The 19,350-nt window shown below is 51.1% G+C and carries 16 protein-coding genes; 8 read left to right on the top strand and 8 right to left on the bottom strand.

Annotation, left to right across the window (positions count from 1 at the left end):
• Positions 1 to 2 precede the first annotated feature (2 nt).
• From nagB-II to ACXAGC_RS07700, 3 genes are read right to left on the bottom strand one after another with little or no spacing between them, the layout of a single operon-like run.
• A complete protein-coding gene (nagB-II, locus tag ACXAGC_RS07710; protein ID WP_474843836.1) occupies positions 3 to 1,004 on the bottom strand; it encodes a glucosamine-6-phosphate deaminase NagB-II in 1,002 nt (333 codons plus the stop codon).
• Entirely contained in the window at positions 1,005 to 1,886 is an 882-nt protein-coding gene (locus tag ACXAGC_RS07705; protein ID WP_474843834.1) for a glucosamine kinase nucleotide-binding domain-containing protein, read from the bottom strand.
• A 55-nt stretch (positions 1,887 to 1,941) separates the two neighbouring features.
• Positions 1,942 to 3,039: an acyltransferase family protein gene (locus ACXAGC_RS07700; RefSeq protein ID WP_474843832.1), complete on the bottom strand. Its 1,098-nt coding sequence runs from the start codon at positions 3,037 to 3,039 to the stop codon at positions 1,942 to 1,944.
• Between the two features lie 175 nt (positions 3,040 to 3,214).
• Here ACXAGC_RS07700 and ACXAGC_RS07695 point away from each other — a divergent pair, with 175 nt between their 5' ends.
• The 3 genes from ACXAGC_RS07695 (at position 3,215) to ACXAGC_RS07685 (ending at position 9,364) form a co-directional block, all read left to right on the top strand.
• Positions 3,215 to 4,246 (top strand): LacI family DNA-binding transcriptional regulator, encoded by a 1,032-nt coding sequence (locus ACXAGC_RS07695; RefSeq protein WP_232373457.1) that lies wholly within the window; start codon positions 3,215 to 3,217, stop codon positions 4,244 to 4,246.
• Between the two features lie 189 nt (positions 4,247 to 4,435).
• Positions 4,436 to 7,075, top strand: coding sequence for a TonB-dependent receptor (locus tag ACXAGC_RS07690; protein ID WP_474843830.1), 2,640 nt, complete (start codon positions 4,436 to 4,438; stop codon positions 7,073 to 7,075).
• Positions 7,076 to 7,132: 57 nt separating this feature from the next.
• On the top strand, positions 7,133 to 9,364 hold the full coding sequence (locus ACXAGC_RS07685; protein ID WP_474843828.1) for an alpha-N-acetylglucosaminidase: 2,232 nt from the start codon (positions 7,133 to 7,135) through the stop codon (positions 9,362 to 9,364).
• Positions 9,365 to 9,418: 54 nt separating this feature from the next.
• Here the strand turns inward: ACXAGC_RS07685 and ACXAGC_RS07680 are convergent, their stop codons facing one another.
• Positions 9,419 to 10,870: a M20 family peptidase gene (locus tag ACXAGC_RS07680; RefSeq protein WP_474843826.1), complete on the bottom strand. Its 1,452-nt coding sequence runs from the start codon at positions 10,868 to 10,870 to the stop codon at positions 9,419 to 9,421.
• Positions 10,871 to 10,897: 27 nt separating this feature from the next.
• Positions 10,898 to 11,413: an NUDIX hydrolase gene (locus ACXAGC_RS07675; RefSeq protein WP_474843824.1), complete on the bottom strand. Its 516-nt coding sequence runs from the start codon at positions 11,411 to 11,413 to the stop codon at positions 10,898 to 10,900.
• A 132-nt stretch (positions 11,414 to 11,545) separates the two neighbouring features.
• Between ACXAGC_RS07675 and parS the strand changes: the two genes are divergently transcribed.
• Both parS and ACXAGC_RS07665 read left to right on the top strand, forming a co-directional pair.
• A complete protein-coding gene (parS, locus tag ACXAGC_RS07670; protein WP_474844149.1) occupies positions 11,546 to 12,004 on the top strand; it encodes a type II RES/Xre toxin-antitoxin system antitoxin in 459 nt (152 codons plus the stop codon).
• Positions 12,001 to 12,462, top strand: a complete 462-nt coding sequence (locus tag ACXAGC_RS07665) for an RES family NAD+ phosphorylase (protein ID WP_474843822.1) — start codon at positions 12,001 to 12,003, stop codon at positions 12,460 to 12,462. The genes parS and ACXAGC_RS07665 overlap by 4 nt, the downstream gene beginning before the upstream one ends.
• Before the next feature lie 6 nt (positions 12,463 to 12,468).
• Here ACXAGC_RS07665 and ACXAGC_RS07660 read toward each other — a convergent pair whose 3' ends face one another.
• The gene (locus ACXAGC_RS07660) at positions 12,469 to 13,833 is read right to left on the bottom strand and encodes a GntP family permease (protein WP_474843820.1); all 1,365 of its coding nucleotides are present in this window, start codon (positions 13,831 to 13,833) and stop codon (positions 12,469 to 12,471) included.
• Between the two features lie 178 nt (positions 13,834 to 14,011).
• Between ACXAGC_RS07660 and ACXAGC_RS07655 the strand changes: the two genes are divergently transcribed.
• Positions 14,012 to 14,557: a gluconokinase gene (locus tag ACXAGC_RS07655; RefSeq protein WP_474843818.1), complete on the top strand. Its 546-nt coding sequence runs from the start codon at positions 14,012 to 14,014 to the stop codon at positions 14,555 to 14,557.
• A gap of 49 nt (positions 14,558 to 14,606) precedes the next feature.
• Here ACXAGC_RS07655 and ACXAGC_RS07650 read toward each other — a convergent pair whose 3' ends face one another.
• Entirely contained in the window at positions 14,607 to 15,602 is a 996-nt protein-coding gene (locus ACXAGC_RS07650; RefSeq protein WP_474843816.1) for a substrate-binding domain-containing protein, read from the bottom strand.
• Between the two features lie 155 nt (positions 15,603 to 15,757).
• Here ACXAGC_RS07650 and ACXAGC_RS07645 point away from each other — a divergent pair, with 155 nt between their 5' ends.
• Entirely contained in the window at positions 15,758 to 17,137 is a 1,380-nt protein-coding gene (locus tag ACXAGC_RS07645; protein ID WP_474843814.1) for a YcjX family protein, read from the top strand.
• Between the two features lie 14 nt (positions 17,138 to 17,151).
• Positions 17,152 to 18,054: a DUF697 domain-containing protein gene (locus ACXAGC_RS07640; RefSeq protein ID WP_474843812.1), complete on the top strand. Its 903-nt coding sequence runs from the start codon at positions 17,152 to 17,154 to the stop codon at positions 18,052 to 18,054.
• Between the two features lie 116 nt (positions 18,055 to 18,170).
• Here the strand turns inward: ACXAGC_RS07640 and ACXAGC_RS07635 are convergent, their stop codons facing one another.
• Positions 18,171 to 19,280 carry a mechanosensitive ion channel family protein gene (locus ACXAGC_RS07635; RefSeq protein WP_474843810.1) on the bottom strand — a complete coding sequence of 370 codons (1,110 nt, stop codon included), beginning with the start codon at positions 19,278 to 19,280 and terminating at the stop codon, positions 18,171 to 18,173.
• Between the last annotated feature and the right edge of the window lie 70 nt (positions 19,281 to 19,350).

The following is a 19,350-nucleotide window of genomic DNA, read 5'->3' as shown; positions in this document are numbered from 1 at the left end:
AATTAAACCGTTTCCGTGACTTTCTTCAAGCCTACCGGATTATCCGGGTCCATGTTAAGGGTTCTCGCTGCAATTTCGATATCCAGATAAAAACGCTGCATGATCAGCAGCGGCGCAACCAGCGGATGCACCTCGTCATCTACTTTTAACAGCGGAAATACCGGCGCACCACGGCGCTTCACTTCTTCAATTTGTCCGCTGTGAAAACTGGCTGAAGCATCCGGCACGTGTACGTCAATAATGGCTACGCCACGGTTCAGCAAGGCTACCGGTCCGTGCAGGAACTCTGCGCTACTGAACGCTTCGGCCTGAACGCCAAGTACTTCTTTCATTTTAAGGGCTATTTCACGGGACACCGCATAACCAAATGCACGGCCAAGTACCACGCAGCGCTCCATAGGCTTAAGTACCTCAGCAGTGAGTACCGGTACCTGTGCAATGGTGTCGTCAAGCCGGTCAGGCAAGACACTCAGTGCTTCGCGAAGTGCCTGGTTGTCTGAGCACGCAGCAACAATGGTCAGCAAAGCATATAAAGTGGCGAGATAGCTTTTCGTGGCTGCCACAGCCACTTCCGGGCCGGCTTTGAGGGGCACAAAGAAATCAGCCAGATCTGCCAGCGGTGAGCTTTCATCGTTAACCAGCGCAACAACCAGTGCGCCTTTTTCCTTGGCCATTTTTGCCTGAGCCAGAATGTCAGGGCTGCGGCCAGACTGGGAAATCACGAACACTAACGCTTTTTGTAACCGCAGTGACTTGCCAAATACACTGTTCACCGACGGTGCTGCGGCGGCTACCGGCAAACCAAGCTCTGTTTCAATGAGGTATTTGCCGAAAACACCGGCGTGGTCAGATGTGCCACGGCCAATCATGTACACAAATTCCGGGTCTTTTTGCTTAATTGCTGCCGCCAGCGCAGTGATTTGCGCTGCGTTGTCACGTAATTGTGTGCGGAAAACGTCAGGGGTCTGCGACGCTTCAGCAGCCATTTTTGTTGCGTGTGCCATTCAGGCCTCCTTAAATGCCTGCCGTGCCAGCGAAACCGCACCGTATTCAGGGGAACACAATGGGGGGCTCAGCAGCCGTTGAATAGTATCAGGGATCTGGCTGCTCCAGTACGATGCCAGTCCGCCAATCATGGTGATACGCCGTGCATCCAGCGCCTGTAATCTTGTCAGCATTTTGGTGAGGTACACAGTACCTTCGTTAATAATGGCCTGCGCACCGGCGTTATTCTGCTTCGCAAAGTCCAGTACCAGCGGTGCAAGTGCCGCGTAATCACCGGAGCGGTAGTGCAGGGCCTTCGCGACAATATCTTCCGGTGTGATTACATTGAGTTGCTGACACACCGCCTCCGTGAAATCACAAGCCGGTTGTAACGCATCCATCGCTTCCAGCGTGTGGCTGATTGCCCGCCAGCCCAGCCAGGCGCCGCCGGCCTTATCGCCCAGGGGGAATCCATGACCGCCAATACAGGTATGCACATCATTCACGCTGGCAAAGGCAGAACTGCCCGTGCCGGTAATTAAAATGGCACCTTCGCTGCCACCGTGTGCGCCGGAGCAGGCAATGTGTAAATCGGTAGTAATCATGGTACTGGCGAAAGGAAGCTGCCACTTTTCTGCAATTTCCCGGTAGGCCGGAATATTCACCCCGGCCAGTCCCAGGCAAGCATGCACCTGTGACAGTGCATTTGCCGGCAATCCGGCTTCCTTTAATGCTTGCATGGCAGCGGCATTCACCGAGTTATATGCGGTCTCTGCAGATTGTGCAGGATTAGACGGGCCGGAAAGCCCTTCGCCAAGCAGTTCGCCGTTCAGGGATTCAAGGCGGGCTTTGCATTTAGTGCCGCCGCCATCGATACCAAGAAAATACTGTTGCTGAATCACTCACGGGTTCCTTGCTGTTGGATAGATAAAATAGAGAATTTAAAACGGTGTAAGATCAGATTTTGATAAAAATCTGTTTGCGGTAGAGCCAGTAGACGGGAATAAAACAAATACCCACAAACATCACTACCCAGGTAGTGGCACTGGCAAATTCGCTGAAGCCTGCCTGCAAAGACCACTCAACCCATGCCCCGTGAACGGACGTACCGGCTATTTCCCAGTCCAGGCACTTCTCGATAATGACGTGCAGCACATAAGCGGTAATCGCATTGGCACCAAAGATGACCGGAATGGCCGTGCCGGCGCGGTGGCCTTTGATGTCGGTATACCACACCATTACAGCCAGAATCATAGCGCCGATGCCGCCGGTGGCCAGCACGAAGGAACTGGACCAGATTTGCTTGATGAACGGAAAGCCAAGGCTCCAGATACAACCGGCACAAAAGGTAAGAAAGCCGAATAAGAAAAGATGCATCACGGCGTCTCTTAACTCACCTTTGGCGGCGATAATAATGCGGCCCATGAGCATGCCCATGATGCCGGTAACCACAGAAGGGAAGGTACTGAGTAAACCTTCAGGATCCCATTCACCACGCCACAACATGCCGGGCATGAATCTGTCGAACCAGTTAATAATGTTCTCGCCCCGTTCCAGGTGACCGGCGGGTAAACCCGGTGCCGGCACAAACAGCACAAACAGCCAGTACAGCACCAGCAGGGCAATGCCGGTTTTAATTATTGTACGTACAGAGCAGTAAACCGCCAGATAGCAGCACACCAGATACACCACTGCGATACGTTGCAACACGCCAAGAATACGAACCTGCTCGAAGTGGGTGTAGAACAGGTTCACCACTAATCCCAGGGCGAACATGATGCAGGTGCGTTTCCACACTTTTTGCAGCACAGGTTTCAGATTTGGGGAATCAGCATGAATATTCTTAAAACCTAAGGCAATTGCCACACCCACAATGAGGATGAAAAAGGGAAATATCAGGTCGGCGAAGTGAATGCCATCCCAGTATGCATGGGACAACTCACCATAGGTATTCGGACTGTTTGCCACAATCATGGCCATGATGGTCAGGCCGCGGAACACGTCCAGCGACAATAAACGGTTTTTCTTTTCGGTGTTATCAGCCGTGTTTGTCATGATCAACTGCTTCTTTAGTAATCAGGGTTTTTACGTTAACCTTGCTTTGTCAACGTTGTCAAATGTTATTTTGCTGAAATAAAATACGATAAGACAGAAGAATGGCAGGACAGGAATGTTGCGGGCCGTCTCCATAGCCTTTATTCTCCTGAAAGACAGGAATTTTTTTTCGATCATGGCAGTCACTATGAAGAAGCCGACAATTAAGGATGTGGCCAAGTTAGCGGGGGTTTCCTTTAAAACCGTTTCCCGTGTGGTCAACAACGAAGCCAGCGTCAGCGATGAAGTACGCACCAAAGTGCAGGAATGTATTCAGAAACTGAATTATCAGCCTAATCACACCGCTCGTACTATGCGTAAAGCGCCTTTCTCACTGGCGTTCGTGTACGACAACCCGAACAGTCACTATGTGATTGAAATGCAGAACGGCATCATTTCAGAGTGCCGCAAGCGCGGGTTCGAACTGGTTATTCATCCCACCGACTCCCGTTCCGAAGAAGTGGGTAAAGAACTGGCGGCCATGATTGGCTCAAATCAGATAGGCGGGGTGATTCTTACACCGCCGTTATCCGAAAACCGTGAACTGGTTACTTTTCTGCTGAACCGTGATGCCAAGGTTGTACGCATCCTCTCCGGTTCAGAAGCGCCGGATACACTCGCTCCGGTGGTCCACGTGGACGATGTGGAAGCCAGCCGTAAAATGACAGACTACCTGCTTGATCTCGGGCACAAGCGTATTGCGTTTCTCGGCTATCATGCCTCACATGAATCCAGCCTCGGCCGCCTGCGTGGTTTTCGTGAAGCCCATGAAGCACGGGGTCTTGCAGTGGATAAGAACCTTATCGTAGACGGCGAATTTACCTTTGATTCGGGTATGGCGATGACGAAACAGGTTCTCAGTAATGACAATAAACCCACTGCTATTTTTGCATGTAACGACGAAATCGCAGCCGGCGCGGTGTTCATGGTGCGTCTGAATCAGCTGCGGGTGCCGGAAGATGTTTCCGTGGCCGGATTCGAGAACAGTCCGTTTTCAATTCAAACCTGGCCACACCTCACTACCATCAATCAGCCAAATTTTGATATCGCTGCTTCTGCTGCCGAAATGGTGATCAAGATGATGCAGGCGAAAGATGTTCACACCGTGGAATCCAAAGGCTTCAGCCTCGAACTGGTGGTCAGGGATTCCGCTGCGCCGCTGAATTAATTTCTTGTTGTTCCTCATCAACCGTGTCATAAATTTTTCATTTTGATGTTTGACAACGTTGACACGCGGTGATAGCGTCAAAAACAGGATGATGAAAAAATCACCGTAAAACAAAAATAAAAGAAAACATATTCAGCGACGTTGCCTGAAGCTGAAACGATAAAAGTGTTGAACTGATGGGAAACGCAAATGAACTATGCACTTCCGAAGAAAACCCTCATTGCCAGTGCGCTGCTCTGTGCTCTGAACCCTGTTGCTTTCGCGCAGGAAACTGCTACGCCAGATGAAGACCTGATTGAACGCATCGACGTGACTTATCGCTCCAGCCTTGTGCAGGCAGCGGCTATCAAGCGTGATGAAACCAAAGTTGCCGATATCATCACCTCAGAAGATATCGGAAAATTCCCCACCGAGAACATTGCTGAAGCTATTCAGCGCATTCCCGGTGTACAGATTTCCAACATTAACGGTCGTGGCTCCACGATCAGTGTTCGTGGTTTAGGTGCGCAATATGCGCGGACGACCGTTAATGGTCAGACAATGGCAAACGCCGATTTCACCGGCGGTTTCCGTTACGACATTATTCAGTCTGAACTGGCCTCTGCCATCTCGGTGATTAAATCTCCAAGCGCCGACATGGACACCGGTGGCCTTTCCGGCACAATCAATATCGATACTACCAAGCCGCTGTCTTACGGTGAGCGTAAAATTGTGGCATCGGTAAAAGGTCAGTATTCAGAATTTTCACCTACTGACGATGTTACGCCGAAAGGAAACATTACCTATATCGATCAGTTTGCTGACGATACCGTGGGTATTTTCCTGAACGCCGGTTATCAGGAACTGGATGACCGCGTAGATAACTTCTGGATGGGCCGCTGGTTCCAGGACGACGAAGGCAATGATTATCCCCGCCGTCCACGTTACCGTCGTATCGACCGTGAAACCAAGCGTTATCTGATGAACGGTGCCGTGCAGTGGCGTCCGACTGACAGCTTTGAAACCACGTTTACTGCCATTTATGCCGATGACGATACCTATCAGGATTTGAACCAGCAGGTATTCCTGTTCGACCGTGATGACATCACCCTGCTTGGCGAGCCGGTTGGCGGCGTATACACCAATGTGAGAATTGATGATTTCACGCTGGAAAATAACCGTCAAATCGAGGAAAAAGGCGCAACCAGTAAAGCCTTTACCTTGCAGTCTAAATACGAAACGGAAAACTGGATAATCTCAGGCGTGGCGCACTATACCGCCGGTGATGCCACAGAAAGCGAAGAAGCCGCTATTCTGGCAACCACCGTATCTGCCACCATGGATATTTCCGACAGCAGCAACGTTATTTTCGATGTGGACGAAGATCTCACCGACCCGGCGCTGTATCCCTACGACATGCCCCGTAACGAATATCCGAACGGTGCAACGCGGATTGTGGATACCTCCGAAAAGGCCCTGCAATTTGATGCTGAACGCATTCTCGACGGCGACATTTTCACGTCTTTCGCATTCGGCGTGAAATACCGTCAGGAAGAGTTTAACCGCGAAGTATACCGTACAGACCGTTTCGCCATTGGTGATGCAGACCCTGCAGACTTACCGCTGATGTCTGAATATAACTTCATGGTGACGGACTTCCTCGATAATCAGATGTCAATTCAGCATGCCTGGATTGCACCGGATATTCAGGCTTACCGCGATGCGCTGGTAGCAGAAGGCGTGACCATTCCTACCTTCTTTGCGGCCCAGTCGTCTTACGGTATCGAGCGTGACATCTTGTCGTTCTATTCCGAGCTTGAGTTCGATACCATGTTAGGTGATTTCCCGTTCCGCGGTAATTTCGGCGGACGTTACGAAACCACAGACCGGACTATCAATACTTACCTTACCGGTGAGCAGAATCCGGATAACGAAGAAATCCGCATGGTGGTGGGTGAATACGATATCGATTATGACTACACCAACTTCCTGCCCAGCATGAACCTGGTGTTAGAGCTCACCGATGAAGTACAGGCCCGTTTTGCGGCAGCAAAAGTGCTGGTGCGTCCTATTCTGACGTCCAATACACAAATTGCTGCTTCAGAAACCTCTGCGTCTAACTCCTTCGGTACCACTACCTACACCATCGACCTGGGTCAGCCTGAAATGAAGGCAATGACCGCAGATCAGGCAGATTTAGGTCTGGAATGGTACTACGGTGAAGGTGACAGCCTGGCGTTAACCCTGTTCTGGAAAGAAATTAAGAACGGCTCTGTGACCGAGTTTGTTTGTCCGGACAGTTATGACGGTGTGGCACTGAGCGGCACGGCAGCAGACTGTACCGACAATGAAGGTAATATTTATGAGATTACCAGCACCTACAACGATGACTCCGGTACTACCATCAAAGGTTATGAGCTTGGCTGGAACCAGGGACTGGACGAATGGCTGCCCATCAAAGGTTTCGGTTTCTCAGCAAACTATACCTTCATTGATGCGGAAGAAGGTGAAGACTTTGTACTGACCAATTCTTCTGAAGAAACCTGGAACTTCATCGGCTACTGGGAAAATGAAGTGTTCAGCGCGCGGGTCGCACTGAACCATCGCAGCCCGTATATTCAGGACAGCAACGATGCGTTCTTTGCCCGTGAAGGCCGCGTGGTAGATGGCCGCGATCAGATAGACGTGGTACTGAGCTACAACGTGACTGAAGAACTGAACCTGCGTTTCGGCGCGCTGAATATTAACGGTAACGATGAAGAAGCCTACTACACCGATGAGAAGCCGGTCTGGCAGACCACAAGTGTACTGGGTACAAGCTACTACCTGAGTGCAATGTACTCGTTTTAAAAACGCGGTGTGCGCTGCCTGTTAACGCAGCGCACGTTTTTTTACAGGATAAAATCAATGCGTAAACCTATGTCTATGCCGGTCAGTGCGCTGTGTCTGGCAGTGGCGTTCGCCTTAAGTGGTTGCGGTACACCGGCAGAGCAACCCCGCGCCAGTGAAAGTGAAACCGTAGCCGTGCAAACGCCTGTGCAGGCTGTTCTCAGCCGGGTCACCGGTGGTCAGGCAGGGCACATTTCCACCCGCAAAGTTACAGACAACGAACCTGAATGGTACGAAGTGAATGTGACAGACGGACAGGCGGAAATCAGTGGCAACAGCGATGCTGCCATGGCATACGGTGCATATCAGTATCTGCGGGAGCAGGGCGCGTTATCGGTAAGCTGGGAAGGCAACCGCGTGGCCATGCCTGAACACTTTGCTGACTACGACGGGGCGAAAATCGCTACACCGTTTGATCAGCGCGCGTATCTGAATGTGTGTGCCTACGGCTATACCACTCCATGGTGGGACTGGGCGCGCTGGGAGCAGGAAATAGACTGGATGGCCCTGCACGGTGTGAATAACCCCGTGGCAATGGAAGGTCAGGAGTTTGTGTGGCAAGCCCTGTGGAAAGAGTTCGGTGTAACAGACAGCGAACTGGATACGTACTTTTCAGGACCTGCGTTTACGCCCTGGCAGCGCATGGGTAACATTGAAGGTCATGAAGGCCCGTTACCGCAAAACTGGATTGATAAGAAACACAAATTGCAGAAACAAATTCTGGCACGTATGGACGAGCTCGGCATGAAGCCTGTTGTTCCGGCGTTCAGCGGGTATGTACCCAAGGCGTTCACCGAACGTTTCCCCGATGCAAAAATTTACGAAATGCCGAAATGGACAGGGTTCGAACACGAAACCTACTGGCTGGACCCGGCAGATCCGTTATTCGATAAAGTGGCAAAACGCTTTATCGAAATCTACACCGCCACCTACGGCGAACATGAATATTATTTATCTGATGCGTTTAATGAAATGCTGCCGCCGGTATCAGAAGACAACCGTTACGCCGACCTGGCGTCTTATGGAAAACGCATTTATCAGTCTATTCAACAGGCTGCGCCGGATGCTACCTGGGTGATGCAGGGCTGGATGTTCGGTGCCGATGAAGAGTTCTGGGATCTGGAATCCATAGAAGCCTTTTTGAAAGACGTACCGGACAGCAAAGCCATGATCCACGATATCGGCAACGACCGTTATCATGTGTGGCAGCGCACAGAAGGTTTTAAAGGTAAGCCGTGGATCTTCGGATTCATTCATAACTACGGCGGATCAGACCCTGTTTACGCTGATTTTGCAGATTACACAGAACAGCTGGATGTGGTAACGCATTCAGAAAATAAAGGTGCATTAACCGGTTTCGGTGTATTCCCTGAAGGTATTCACAATAACTCTGTGGCTTATGAGTTCCTGTTCGATTTACCCTGGCAGGCAAAACCGGACATGCAAAGCTGGATAGCCACCTACGCCAACGCGCGGTACGGTAAATCGTCTCCGGCGTTGCTGAATGCCTGGGATAAGCTTATCGACGGTGTGTACTCGGTACGTTACTGGACCACCCGCTGGTGGGAAGGGTCAGCAGGTGCTTACTTACTGTTCAAGCGCCCGACAACAGATATCACTGAATTCGAAGGTAGCCCGGGCGATCTCGCCAGCCTCGACGCAGCCATCATGGAACTGCTGTCTCTGGCTGACGAATACGCAGATTCCCCGCTGTTTATTTACGATCTGGTGGACGTGACAAAGCAGTCAGTATCACTACACGTGGATTTAATGTTGCAGGAAGCCGTGGCGGCTTATCAGGCGAAAGACATTGAAAAAGGCGATGCACTGACGGCACAAATCACCAAACTGGTTACACAACTTGATGCGCTGATGGGATGGCATCAGGAATCTTTGCATACCTGGTTGTCAGATGCAGCGGCTTACGGTGACAACAAAGCAGAATCAGACTTTTATGTGAAGAACGCCCGTCAGCAAATTACCGTGTGGGGCGGCCCGAAACTGAAAGACTATGCGTCTAAAGCCTGGCAGGGCATGTATAAAGATTTCTACCTGCCGCGGTGGTCGCAGTACCTGTCAGCTCTTCGTGCTTCAGTGGTGTCTGACTCATCTTTTGATGATGCGGCACAACAGCAGGCACTCATTGAATGGGAGAATGCGTGGACCGAGCAAACCACCATTCCCGCGCCGGTAAAACCGGACAACCCTGTGTTGCTCGTTAACGGGTTAATGATGGAAGTTTCCCGTTAACAGCCTGCCCGCCTGTGGTTGGGCAGGCGGGCTTTTTCTTTCTGTTTTCTTATCTTATTGCTGCGCCATCAATGCCGTATAAAACTGCACGGCTTTTACCAGGTTCGCTGCCGATATCTTTTCATTGGTGCCGTGAATACTGCCAAGATCTTCTGAACGTAACACCATAGGCGCAAAGCGGTAACTGTCGGTTATTTCGCTGTAAAAGCGGCTGTCTGTAGCGGCAATGGTGAGGCCCGGCGTAATAATCGCATCCGGATAAACAGCCCGCGTGGTCTGTACCATCTGTAAAAAGCCTTCGTTACTACTTGATGCTACCGGCGAAGGCTCGGTGAATTCTCCCGCTTCCACTGTTACCCGGTCATCGTTGATGGCTTCTCGCACCCATTCAGTCACGGATTCCACTGAATCCCGCGGATGCAGCCTGAAATTAATCGTGGCCGTTGCGGTGGCCGGTAATACGTTAGATTTCACGCTGCCTGACAGCATGGTGGGAGCCGTGGTGGTGCGCAGCATGGCATTACCGCTGGTGCTGCTGCCAACAACAGCATTCAACAGGGGTTTAAAGAGCCACATATTGGCAAATAACAGCCGCTTGCTGAAATCCATGTGCCGGGCGATGTCGCTGTACATCTTTTCGCTTATGCCTTCCAGCCCGCCGGGTAACGGCGCTTCGTGTAACTTCATCAGCGCAGCGGCCAGAATAGTTACCGCAGTATCCTGTGGTGGCATGGAGCTGTGCCCGCCTTCACCTTCTGCGGTGAGTGTCAGCGTTAAATACCCTTTTTCAGACAGGTTGATACTGGCAATGCCTTTATCGATACCCGGCACAATACCGTCCAGCACGTAAGAACCTTCATCCAGTGACCAGGCAGGCGTGATCTTTTTACTTTTAAACCACTGCGTGACTGCAATCGCGCCGTCCGTGCTGCCAATTTCTTCGTCATGGGTAAGGGCAATATAAATATCCCGCTGCGTGGTGATGTTTTCTTCCAGCAAGTGTGTGGCAGCAGCCATCAGTGTGATGACAGAATTTTTGTCGTCCAGTGCGCCACGGCCCCACACTTCACCGTTTTTAATGACGCCTCCAAACGGCGGGTGCGTCCAGTCGTGCTCTGTACCCGGGTTAACAGGCACCACATCGTAATGGGCAGAAAACATCACCGGCTTTAACGCAGCGTCCTGACCTTTCAGGCGGAACAGTAAGGTGTGAGTATTCAGGCGCACCAGTTCTGCTTTTTCAAATACCAGCGGATAGGTGGCGGCCAGCCATTCCTGAAATGCGGTGAAGCTGGCGTAATTGTCCGGGTTGCCGGTTTCATAAGACACGGTTCTAAAGGTCAGTGCCTCAGAAAGCTGTTTAGCCAGTAATTCATCGTCGGGCTGAATCAACGTAATGTCTGCAGACGGGGCAGACTCCTGTGGCGTAAAACGCATGGCGTTAAAAATCAGTACGCCAATCAGCAGAACAATCACGACACCCAGTGACAGGAAAAAACGCTTCATACTCTTAACCTTAAATGAGCAGGCAGTTTAACTGACAGAATCAATGTATACCTTCACCGCGCGGCGCATAGAAGGGAAAGCAATATTATCCGGATTAATATCACCCGGTTTAAGCCATTTTACACCGGCAATTTCGCTGGCCTGAAGTGAAAATTCCGGGCGCTTTTTCAGCGTGGCAACAAAAAAGCCATCGCAGGTGTGATAACGCACACCGGCATAATCGTAGGTATTGGGCGCAGACAGCAAATATTGCCAGTCAGCAACATGAATACCCAGTTCCTCGCGGGTTTCCCGCATCAGTGCCTGTTCCAGCGATTCATGAAAATCCACAAATCCGCCCGGCAGACCCAGCTTCCCTTTACCCGGGGCTTTCGCCCGCACGGTAAACAGCAGGTGGCCGTCACACACCAGAATACCCGCTACCGCCGTGGCAGCATTCAGGAAGTAAGTAAAGCTACAGTCTTCACAAAAATAGCGGTTTTCAGATAACGAAAAAGCATCGCTTTTGCAGTTCGGGCAAAAGCGCAACGGGTCTGTATTCATGCAGAAAATACATCAGTTTGATGACAGAAATTAGCGGTTAGCATGCCAGAAAATGTGCAGCAAAACCAATTTACAAATGGTGTCTGCGTGCTATATTTATCAATTGATATTTTTTAGTTTGCTCAAATGGTGATGATCGTGAAAGCATTTATACCGCAGTCTGTAGCCGGCGGGCCGGCAAGTACTTCGTCTGTCTGGGATAAAGTGGGTATTCCGGCTCGTGGAAACGCCTTGTACAAAGTACTGGAAGACGGCGTAGCTTATGACATTTTTCATAATGTGGCCGACCTCACTCAACTGGACAAAAAAGATGTGGCAAAGGCCATTCATCTTGCACCTGCTACCCTTGCCAGACGGGCTAAAAGCGGAAAATTTAATCGTCAGGAAAGTGATGCATTTTATCGTTTTACTGAGGTTGTCAGTGCTGCTGTCGATCTCTTCGAAGGCGATCAGCATGCTGCCAATCAATGGCTGATAAAGCCCGTTAAAGGGCTCGGAAATCGCAGGCCGGTAGATATGCTTGGCACAACCGCAGAAACCGAAGCGGTTCTGGATTTGATTGGAAGGCTGGAACATGGCGTGTTTGCATGAGCCATTTTCATGTTTACCGCATTGTTAAGCGAAAGTGGGCAGGGTCGGCTTTTGACGGCGAAGGCGCAAGGTTATTCGGCGGGCGCTGGAACAGTAAAGGCAACCCGTGCGTTTATACGGCGGGCAGCGAATCGCTGGCATTACTTGAAATGCTGGTGCATTTAAATTCGGGCGACATTCTCAAACAGTACTCCATGATTAAGATTTCGCTGCCGGAAGACGATGTGATGTATTTACCTTCATTGCCTGGTGGCTGGCAGGCTGAGCCTGCTCCGCCTGAAACCGCCCGCATTGGCGATGAGTGGATTAAGAGCAGGCAAAGTCTGGCGCTCAGAGTACCGAGTGTTGTGGTGCCCAGAGAATATAACTACCTGATAAACCCGGCGCATGAAAACATAAACAAACTACTGGAGACCGCAGAAGCAATCGCTTTCGATATCGATCCCCGGTTAGCCTGAAAGAACTTAAAACACCACACTGATTAACGCGGCCAGCAGGAATGCAATGCTGCCGAGCAGGGTTTCCATTACCGTCCAGGTTTTCAGGGTGGTTTTTTCGTCCATATCCAGCAGGCGGGATACCAGCCAGAAGCCGGAATCATTGAAGTGCGACAGCACCGTTGCGCCGCCGGCAATGGCAATCACAATACAGCAGATGTCTACTGCCGAAAGGCCGGTGGAGGCCGATACGATGGGGGCCATCAGAGCCGCTGTGGTGGTGAGTGCGACTGTGGCAGAACCTTGTGCGACCCGTAAACAGGTAGAAATCACAAACGCGGCCACAATCACCGGTAATCCTGTGTCCTGTAATAAGCCTGCCAGTGCTTCGCCAATCCCGCTGCTGCGCAGTACACCACCGAACATACCACCGGCACCGGTAACCAGAATCACACCGCAGATGGGTGCCAGCGATTCCCCGCAAAGCGCTTCGGTTTTCTCACGACCAAGATCCCGGGTGAACAGAAGTAAACACAGAATAAGCGTGATCAACAATGCTACCGGCGTTTTACCCAGCATACGCAGAATATCAACCCATAAAGCATCGCCGCTTATCGCGCCGGATACCTGCAACGTGTTCAAACCGGTATCCATAAATATCAGCAGCACTGGTGTTAGCAGCACAGCCAGCACCGTACCGAATGCCGGTGGAGTGGTTAATGTGGAAGAATCAGTGTTCTTATACAGCGGCGGCAGGGAAAGTACGGTTTTCTTGCCCGCATACAGGGCAAAGCAATACGCGCCCAGATACCAGGTGGGAATGGCAATCAGCAATCCAACCAGCAACAGAAGACCAATGTCAGCGCCCAGTAAATCAGCCGCTGCCACCGGGCCCGGATGAGGTGGCACAAAGGCATGCATTACCGCAAACGCACCGGCTGCGGGAAACGCGTATTTGATTGTTGAGCCACCGAACTTAGCCGCCACACTCATCAGTATAGGGAACATCACAATCAGTCCGGCATCAAAAAAGATAGGAAAGCCGAACAGTAGTGACGCAACACCCAGCGCAAACGGCGCTTTTTGCTCACCGAAGCGGTTGATCAGACCATCGGCCAGCACTCTGGCACCACCGGTGACTTCCAGTAATTTGCCAATCATGCAGCCCAGCCCTACCAGCAAGGCCACAGAGGCCAGCGTGCCACCAAACCCTTTCATCATCACCGGCACAATGTCGTCAGCTGGAATACCGGCTACCGCTGCCGACAATACGCTGACAAGGATCAATGCCACAAATGCATGCACCCGCATTTTTATAATAAGCAGTACCAGCAGCACCACCGCGCCAAGGCCGGTAAGCAACAGGTGAGTAGGGTCGGTTCCAACATCCATAGCACGTTCTCTTATTCACAGCGTTTTACAGGTTCAGAAGCGTTTACTGAAAGCCGGCAGAAAAAATTACGCTTTAAAGCCATTCACAATCAGTAACGTTACCGGTAACATGGTACATGTTACGTTAAAAAGGTAAACAATTATTTAACACCAAAACCGTGGAGCAGGCTGCAACATTATGAGTAAAAGCGAGAGCAAACAACCGCCGGCAGGCTTCTCTGTGGTGGTCATGGGCGTGAGTGGTTCAGGTAAAACCACCGTGGCTGAAATGCTGGCGGCAGACATGCAGGCAACCTTCATCGACGGCGACGATTTACACCCCAGAGCCAACGTAAAAAAAATGGGCGAGGGCTCCCCGCTTAACGATGAAGACCGTGCGCCCTGGCTCGAACGCATCAATGATGCGGTGTATAACCTGGAGCAGCGCAGCCGCAAGGGCGTGATTGTGTGCTCGGCACTGAAAAAACGCTACCGCGACGCAATTCGCAAAGATAATAAAAACCTCGTGTTCGTGTTTCTCGACGGGCCCAAGCATGTGATTTTAGAACGCATGGCTGCCAGAAAAGGGCATTTCATGAAACCGGATATGCTCGACAGTCAGTTTGATGCGCTGGAGCGCCCGGACATTAGCGAACAGGATGTCTTAACAGTCACCATCGACTGCACACCGCAGGAAATTGTCAGCCGGGTAACAGAGCGTTTAAAAGCGCGAAACTGTATCTAATCAGATGGTTTGTTGGCGCTTACTAACTTAGGCTGTACCGGTTTTTAGCTTACAATGTTTCCCCCTCAGTCAGGCTGTGAGGCAAAGTAATCAGCTTCTCTGCTACCGCTTCTCCCTGCAACGATGTCAGCAACAGGCGGGCTGCCTGTTCTCCCATCTCTTCCCGGGGAGTAAGCACACTGGTTAATACCGGCGTGGTTGCGCCGCCGATATCCAGCCCGTTGTATCCCACCACTGCCATGTCTGCAGGGATCTGTTTTCCCGTTTGACGGCAATGCAGCATTGCGCCGATGGCAATATCATCGTTCGTACAGAACACGCCGTTAGTTTGCGGATGTAAGGACAACGCCTGCGCCATCAATTGTGCACCACGGGTGAAACTGGAATGCTCCGCTGTGGACACCGTTACCGGTTGTAAGCCCGCTTCTTTCATGGCCCGTTCGTAACCTTGTTGCCGCAGCAGCGTCCGGCTGTCTAACCTGGCGGCAAGATAAACCGTATCCTGTTTGCCTGAGTCCAGCATCCGCTTAACGACCTCATAAGCGGCCTGTTCGTGGTTCATACCCACTGCCATATCCAACGGCTCGCCGGGTACTTCCATGGTCTCCACCACCGGAATGCCAGCCTTTTTCAGCATCTGCCTGGTGCGCGGTGTGTGTTGGGTTTCAGTGAGCACCAGGCCGTCAATCTGATATGACAGCATCATATCAATCTTGTCTTCTTCGGTTTGCGGGTTATAACCCGTGTGAGCAATCAGGGTGTCGTAGCCGTTGGCGGCAGTGACGTTCTCAACGCCCTGTACCAAATCAGCAAATACCTGGTTCGACAACGAAGGAATTATAATGCCAATGGTCTTACTGGAAGATTTCGACAAAATGGCCGGTACACGATTTTTAATATACCCCAGCGACGTTAAAGCTTCTGCAATTTTGGCCTGCGTAGCCGGTGCCACAGAATCAGGGGCCCGCAGATAGCGGCTTACCGTCATTTTAGTTACACCAACAATGTCGGCAATATCCTGAAGTGTAGGGCGTTTGGCAGGCATAACGTCTCTTTTTTACGATTAGTTTGCCGGTGATGTTACACGTAACATGAAGAGGAGGGAATCCCGCATCATTTGTATCCAAATGTGACAACTGCTTTTAAATTCACCGGTGATCCCCATATCATACCGGTATGTGTTGCGATTAACGGGTATCAATGAAGAGCTTTCTGAAGAATGTGTTGTCACCGCTGGAACCCTTGCTTGATGGCATGACTTCGGCAGGCGACTGGTTCACACGTGAAAATCACCGTTTTACCATTACCGGGTTAAGCCGCAGCGGTAAATCCATGTTGTTCACCAGTTTAATGACCATCCTGAAGTATCGCAGTGAACATCAGTATCAGTGTTTGCCGCTGTTAAAGCACTTACCCGCAGAGCTGGTGGACAGCATGTGGCTGGAACCGGTAGACGACTTTCCGTTATTCCCCATCGACGACCATATTGCCTCACTGGAAAAGGGCGAATGGCCAGCGCCCACCGAGTACGTGTATGCGTTTAAAATGGTGGTGCGGTTAAAGCAAACCGGGCAGTTCAAAAAGTATCTGTTTCCTCATACCCATGTGGTGTTTGAGTTCATCGACTATCCCGGCGAGTGGATCACCGATTTACCCATGACCGGTAAAACTTTTGCCCAGTGGTCTGATTCCGCGCTGGCCCAGCAAATGACCGATCCCCAGCGTTTCTATGCCAAAGACTGGCATCACACCCTGGAGCAGTTTGATTTCGATACCGACCCCACACCTGAAGCCATGCTCACGCTCACAAGCAGCTACCGTGATTATTTAAAGCAGGCGAAACAGGCCGGTATTGCTATGCTGCAACCGGGAAGTTTTTTGCTGGATGGCAGCGGGTTTAACTGGCGGGAAACCGGCTTTACGCCGCTGCCTGCAAAGATAAGCAGTGATATTACCCATCCCTGGACCAAAGCATTCAACGCACGGTTCAGTGAATTTCAGCAAGATTGGCTTAAACCGCTCCGCGCCGGTACCTTCCGTGAAGCAGATAAGCAAATTATTCTGGTGGATTTATTCGAAGGGTTGAATCACAGCAAACAGCATCTGGCCCAGTTAAAAGAAACCTTAAGCCACCTGGCAGATGTGTTTGTGTATGGCGAACAGGACTGGTTCTCAAAACACGTGTTACGCAAACAGGAAATCGGCAAAGTGGCATTTGTGGCCACCAAAGCCGATCTCGTCCCCGACGCTGAAAAACCGCAATTACTGGCGTTACTGAAAGACGTATGCGGCGGCGCCACCGCCAAGCTCGAACGGGAAGAGGTACCTTACGAGCATTTTCTGGTGTCAGCTATTCAGGCTACCGACGAGGGCAGCAAACCCGGTGCGCTGCGTTACACCAATAAACATAAACAGTATGTGGAAGTACAGTTCGAACCTCTGCCGGCCCGCATTAAAGATATGTCGGCAGACGAGCATTATCCTGCGTTGTATCCGCCGGTGCCCGCAGACTATCTGCCCCGCATGTTAAACGGCAGGGGACTGGATAAACTGTTTCAGTTTTTACTGACAACCCGTTAGTTAAAGGTTTAAACATGAGTGAAACCGATTATAAAGCGCCGGAATACCGGTCACGTACCATCGAAACACCGCTGCAGCAGCAGGCTCCCAGCCAGCAGATGCCGGCAAAAATAGATACCTCCGAATGGGATATCGACGGGCAGCAGGGCATTTCCCTGAAAGTCATTACACTGGTGCTGGGTGCGCTTACCGTTACCGGCTTTATGGTGTTCGATGCCATCGACTCTCTGGTAACACAGTTCAGCGAGTATCCGCTGATATCTACCGGCCTTGGCGTGCTACTCGGCGGCTTTGTGGCTGCGCTTATTGCGCTCATTTTGAAAGAATGGCGTGGTTTTCGTGCGGTAGAAGCTTGTATTGAAACGCCACTGAATCTGCCTGCACTGGCAAAGCTGGATGACCGCGCCGTTGCTGAAAAACGCATCCGGGAGCACGCCCAACGTTTCGGCAAAGACAGCTACGCCGCCAGATGTTACAAGCAGTACCAGAGTGCATTGCATGCAGATATGACCGCAGCGGATGCAGTTGGCCTGTATGAAAGCATGGTTGCGGTGCCGGTGACTAAAAAAGCCGAAGAAGTATTACGTAAAGAAGCTGTGGTGAGCGGAAGCCTGGCGTTTATCAGTCCGAACCACCTTATTCAGACACTGGCCATTGCGTGGATAAGCTTTCGTACCATCCGGCGTATCGCAAGAGTATTCGGATTACGCCCAGGCACGGCCGGCAGCTGGCGATTATTTAAAGTGCTGGCACAGAACCTGGCTGCACAAAGCCTGTTTGATATGGCTACCGATGAACTGGCCAATCAAATCAGCGGCTCACTGGCTGCCAAGGTAGTAGAAAACTCGGCAGAGGCTGTGGCCGCCGGTGCACTTAATGTGCGGCTTGGCAGAACACTCACTAAGTTATTGCGCTAAGCACACACAGTGAAACGTTAATTCACCACCAGTCCCTCAGGCCTGACAAGCTCATCGCTCAGGCCTTTTCCCGCGCCCGGAACGATTGAGACCTGTGCGCGGGGTTTTTATTCCCTCTATAAAATATTGCTGCCGTCTTCCGGATCACGGGCCTGCTCTGCCTGACGACGTATGTCGTCATTCTCACTGCTTACGTCTTCACTGTGATCAATGGCCGCCGGTACAACAACCTTTTCCGGTTTTGCCGCAGACCGCGCAGGGGATGGCGACGTACCGGATAATGAAGACGGCATGGAAGGCAAAGAGGATCCAGACTGATTATTCTCAGAGTCCTCTTGCCCTGACTGTTCCTGCACGGACTGATCCTGCCCGGATATCTGACGAACCGGCACACCATCAGGAAAAACAATCTCACGGGCATCGTCCGGCATAGAAATTCCTGCCTGCGTAAAGCTCTCAACCAGAATACGCATCAGCGAAGAGGCCATTTTCACCACGCTGGTGGTTTCCACATTAATCCAGAAATACACTTTCAGGTTTACCGTGGCAGAACCCAATGTATCAATCAGCACTTGCGGCTCTGGTTCAGTAAGCACGTTGGGGTGTTCAGTTAACAGGGCCATGGCGAGGTCGCGCACTTCACCAATGTTATTGTCGTAGCCAATGCCAATCACAAACTGCCCGCGCATATTCGGGTTAGCCGTCAGGTTCTTAATAATGCCCTTGTACACAATAGAATTCGGCAACTGAATATGATTACCGTCAAAATCGACCAGCGTGGTAGCACGGGAAGTCACCTTTTGTACCACACCTGTGTACGATTCAATCTGCACCACGTCGCCAATACGAAAGGGGCGCTGCACAGTAAGCAGCAAACTGGAAATAAAATTTTCAGCGATATCTTTAAACGCAAAGCCAAGAATAAGACCAATCAACCCCGTACCGCTGACAATGGCAACGGCGAATTCAGTAAGGCCTGCCATTTTAAGGAAGATGTACAAGCCAAACAGCATAATAAGGGCGCTGATAGTGCGGCGGGTAACCGAGCGGATCAGAGAACTGGCAGACACATAACGAAAAGGTTTAATGATCAAACCTGAAAGGGGACCTGCCAGAAATATCAGGGCAATAAAAATAGCCAGGCCGGTAAGTACATCCGGTAGATGTGTTCCCATGGTGTTAAGAAGGGAATTGAGGTTTTCTGTTTGAGGTGAGCTATCTTCCATCGGTGCGCGTCCATGAACAATGATGTTATGAATACGCACTCTTCATGAAAGATAGTTCAGAAGCAAGGCT

Source organism: Alteromonas sp. AWJ4_197 (assembly GCF_056160285.1).
This window is presented reverse-complemented; position numbering and strand designations above follow the sequence as displayed.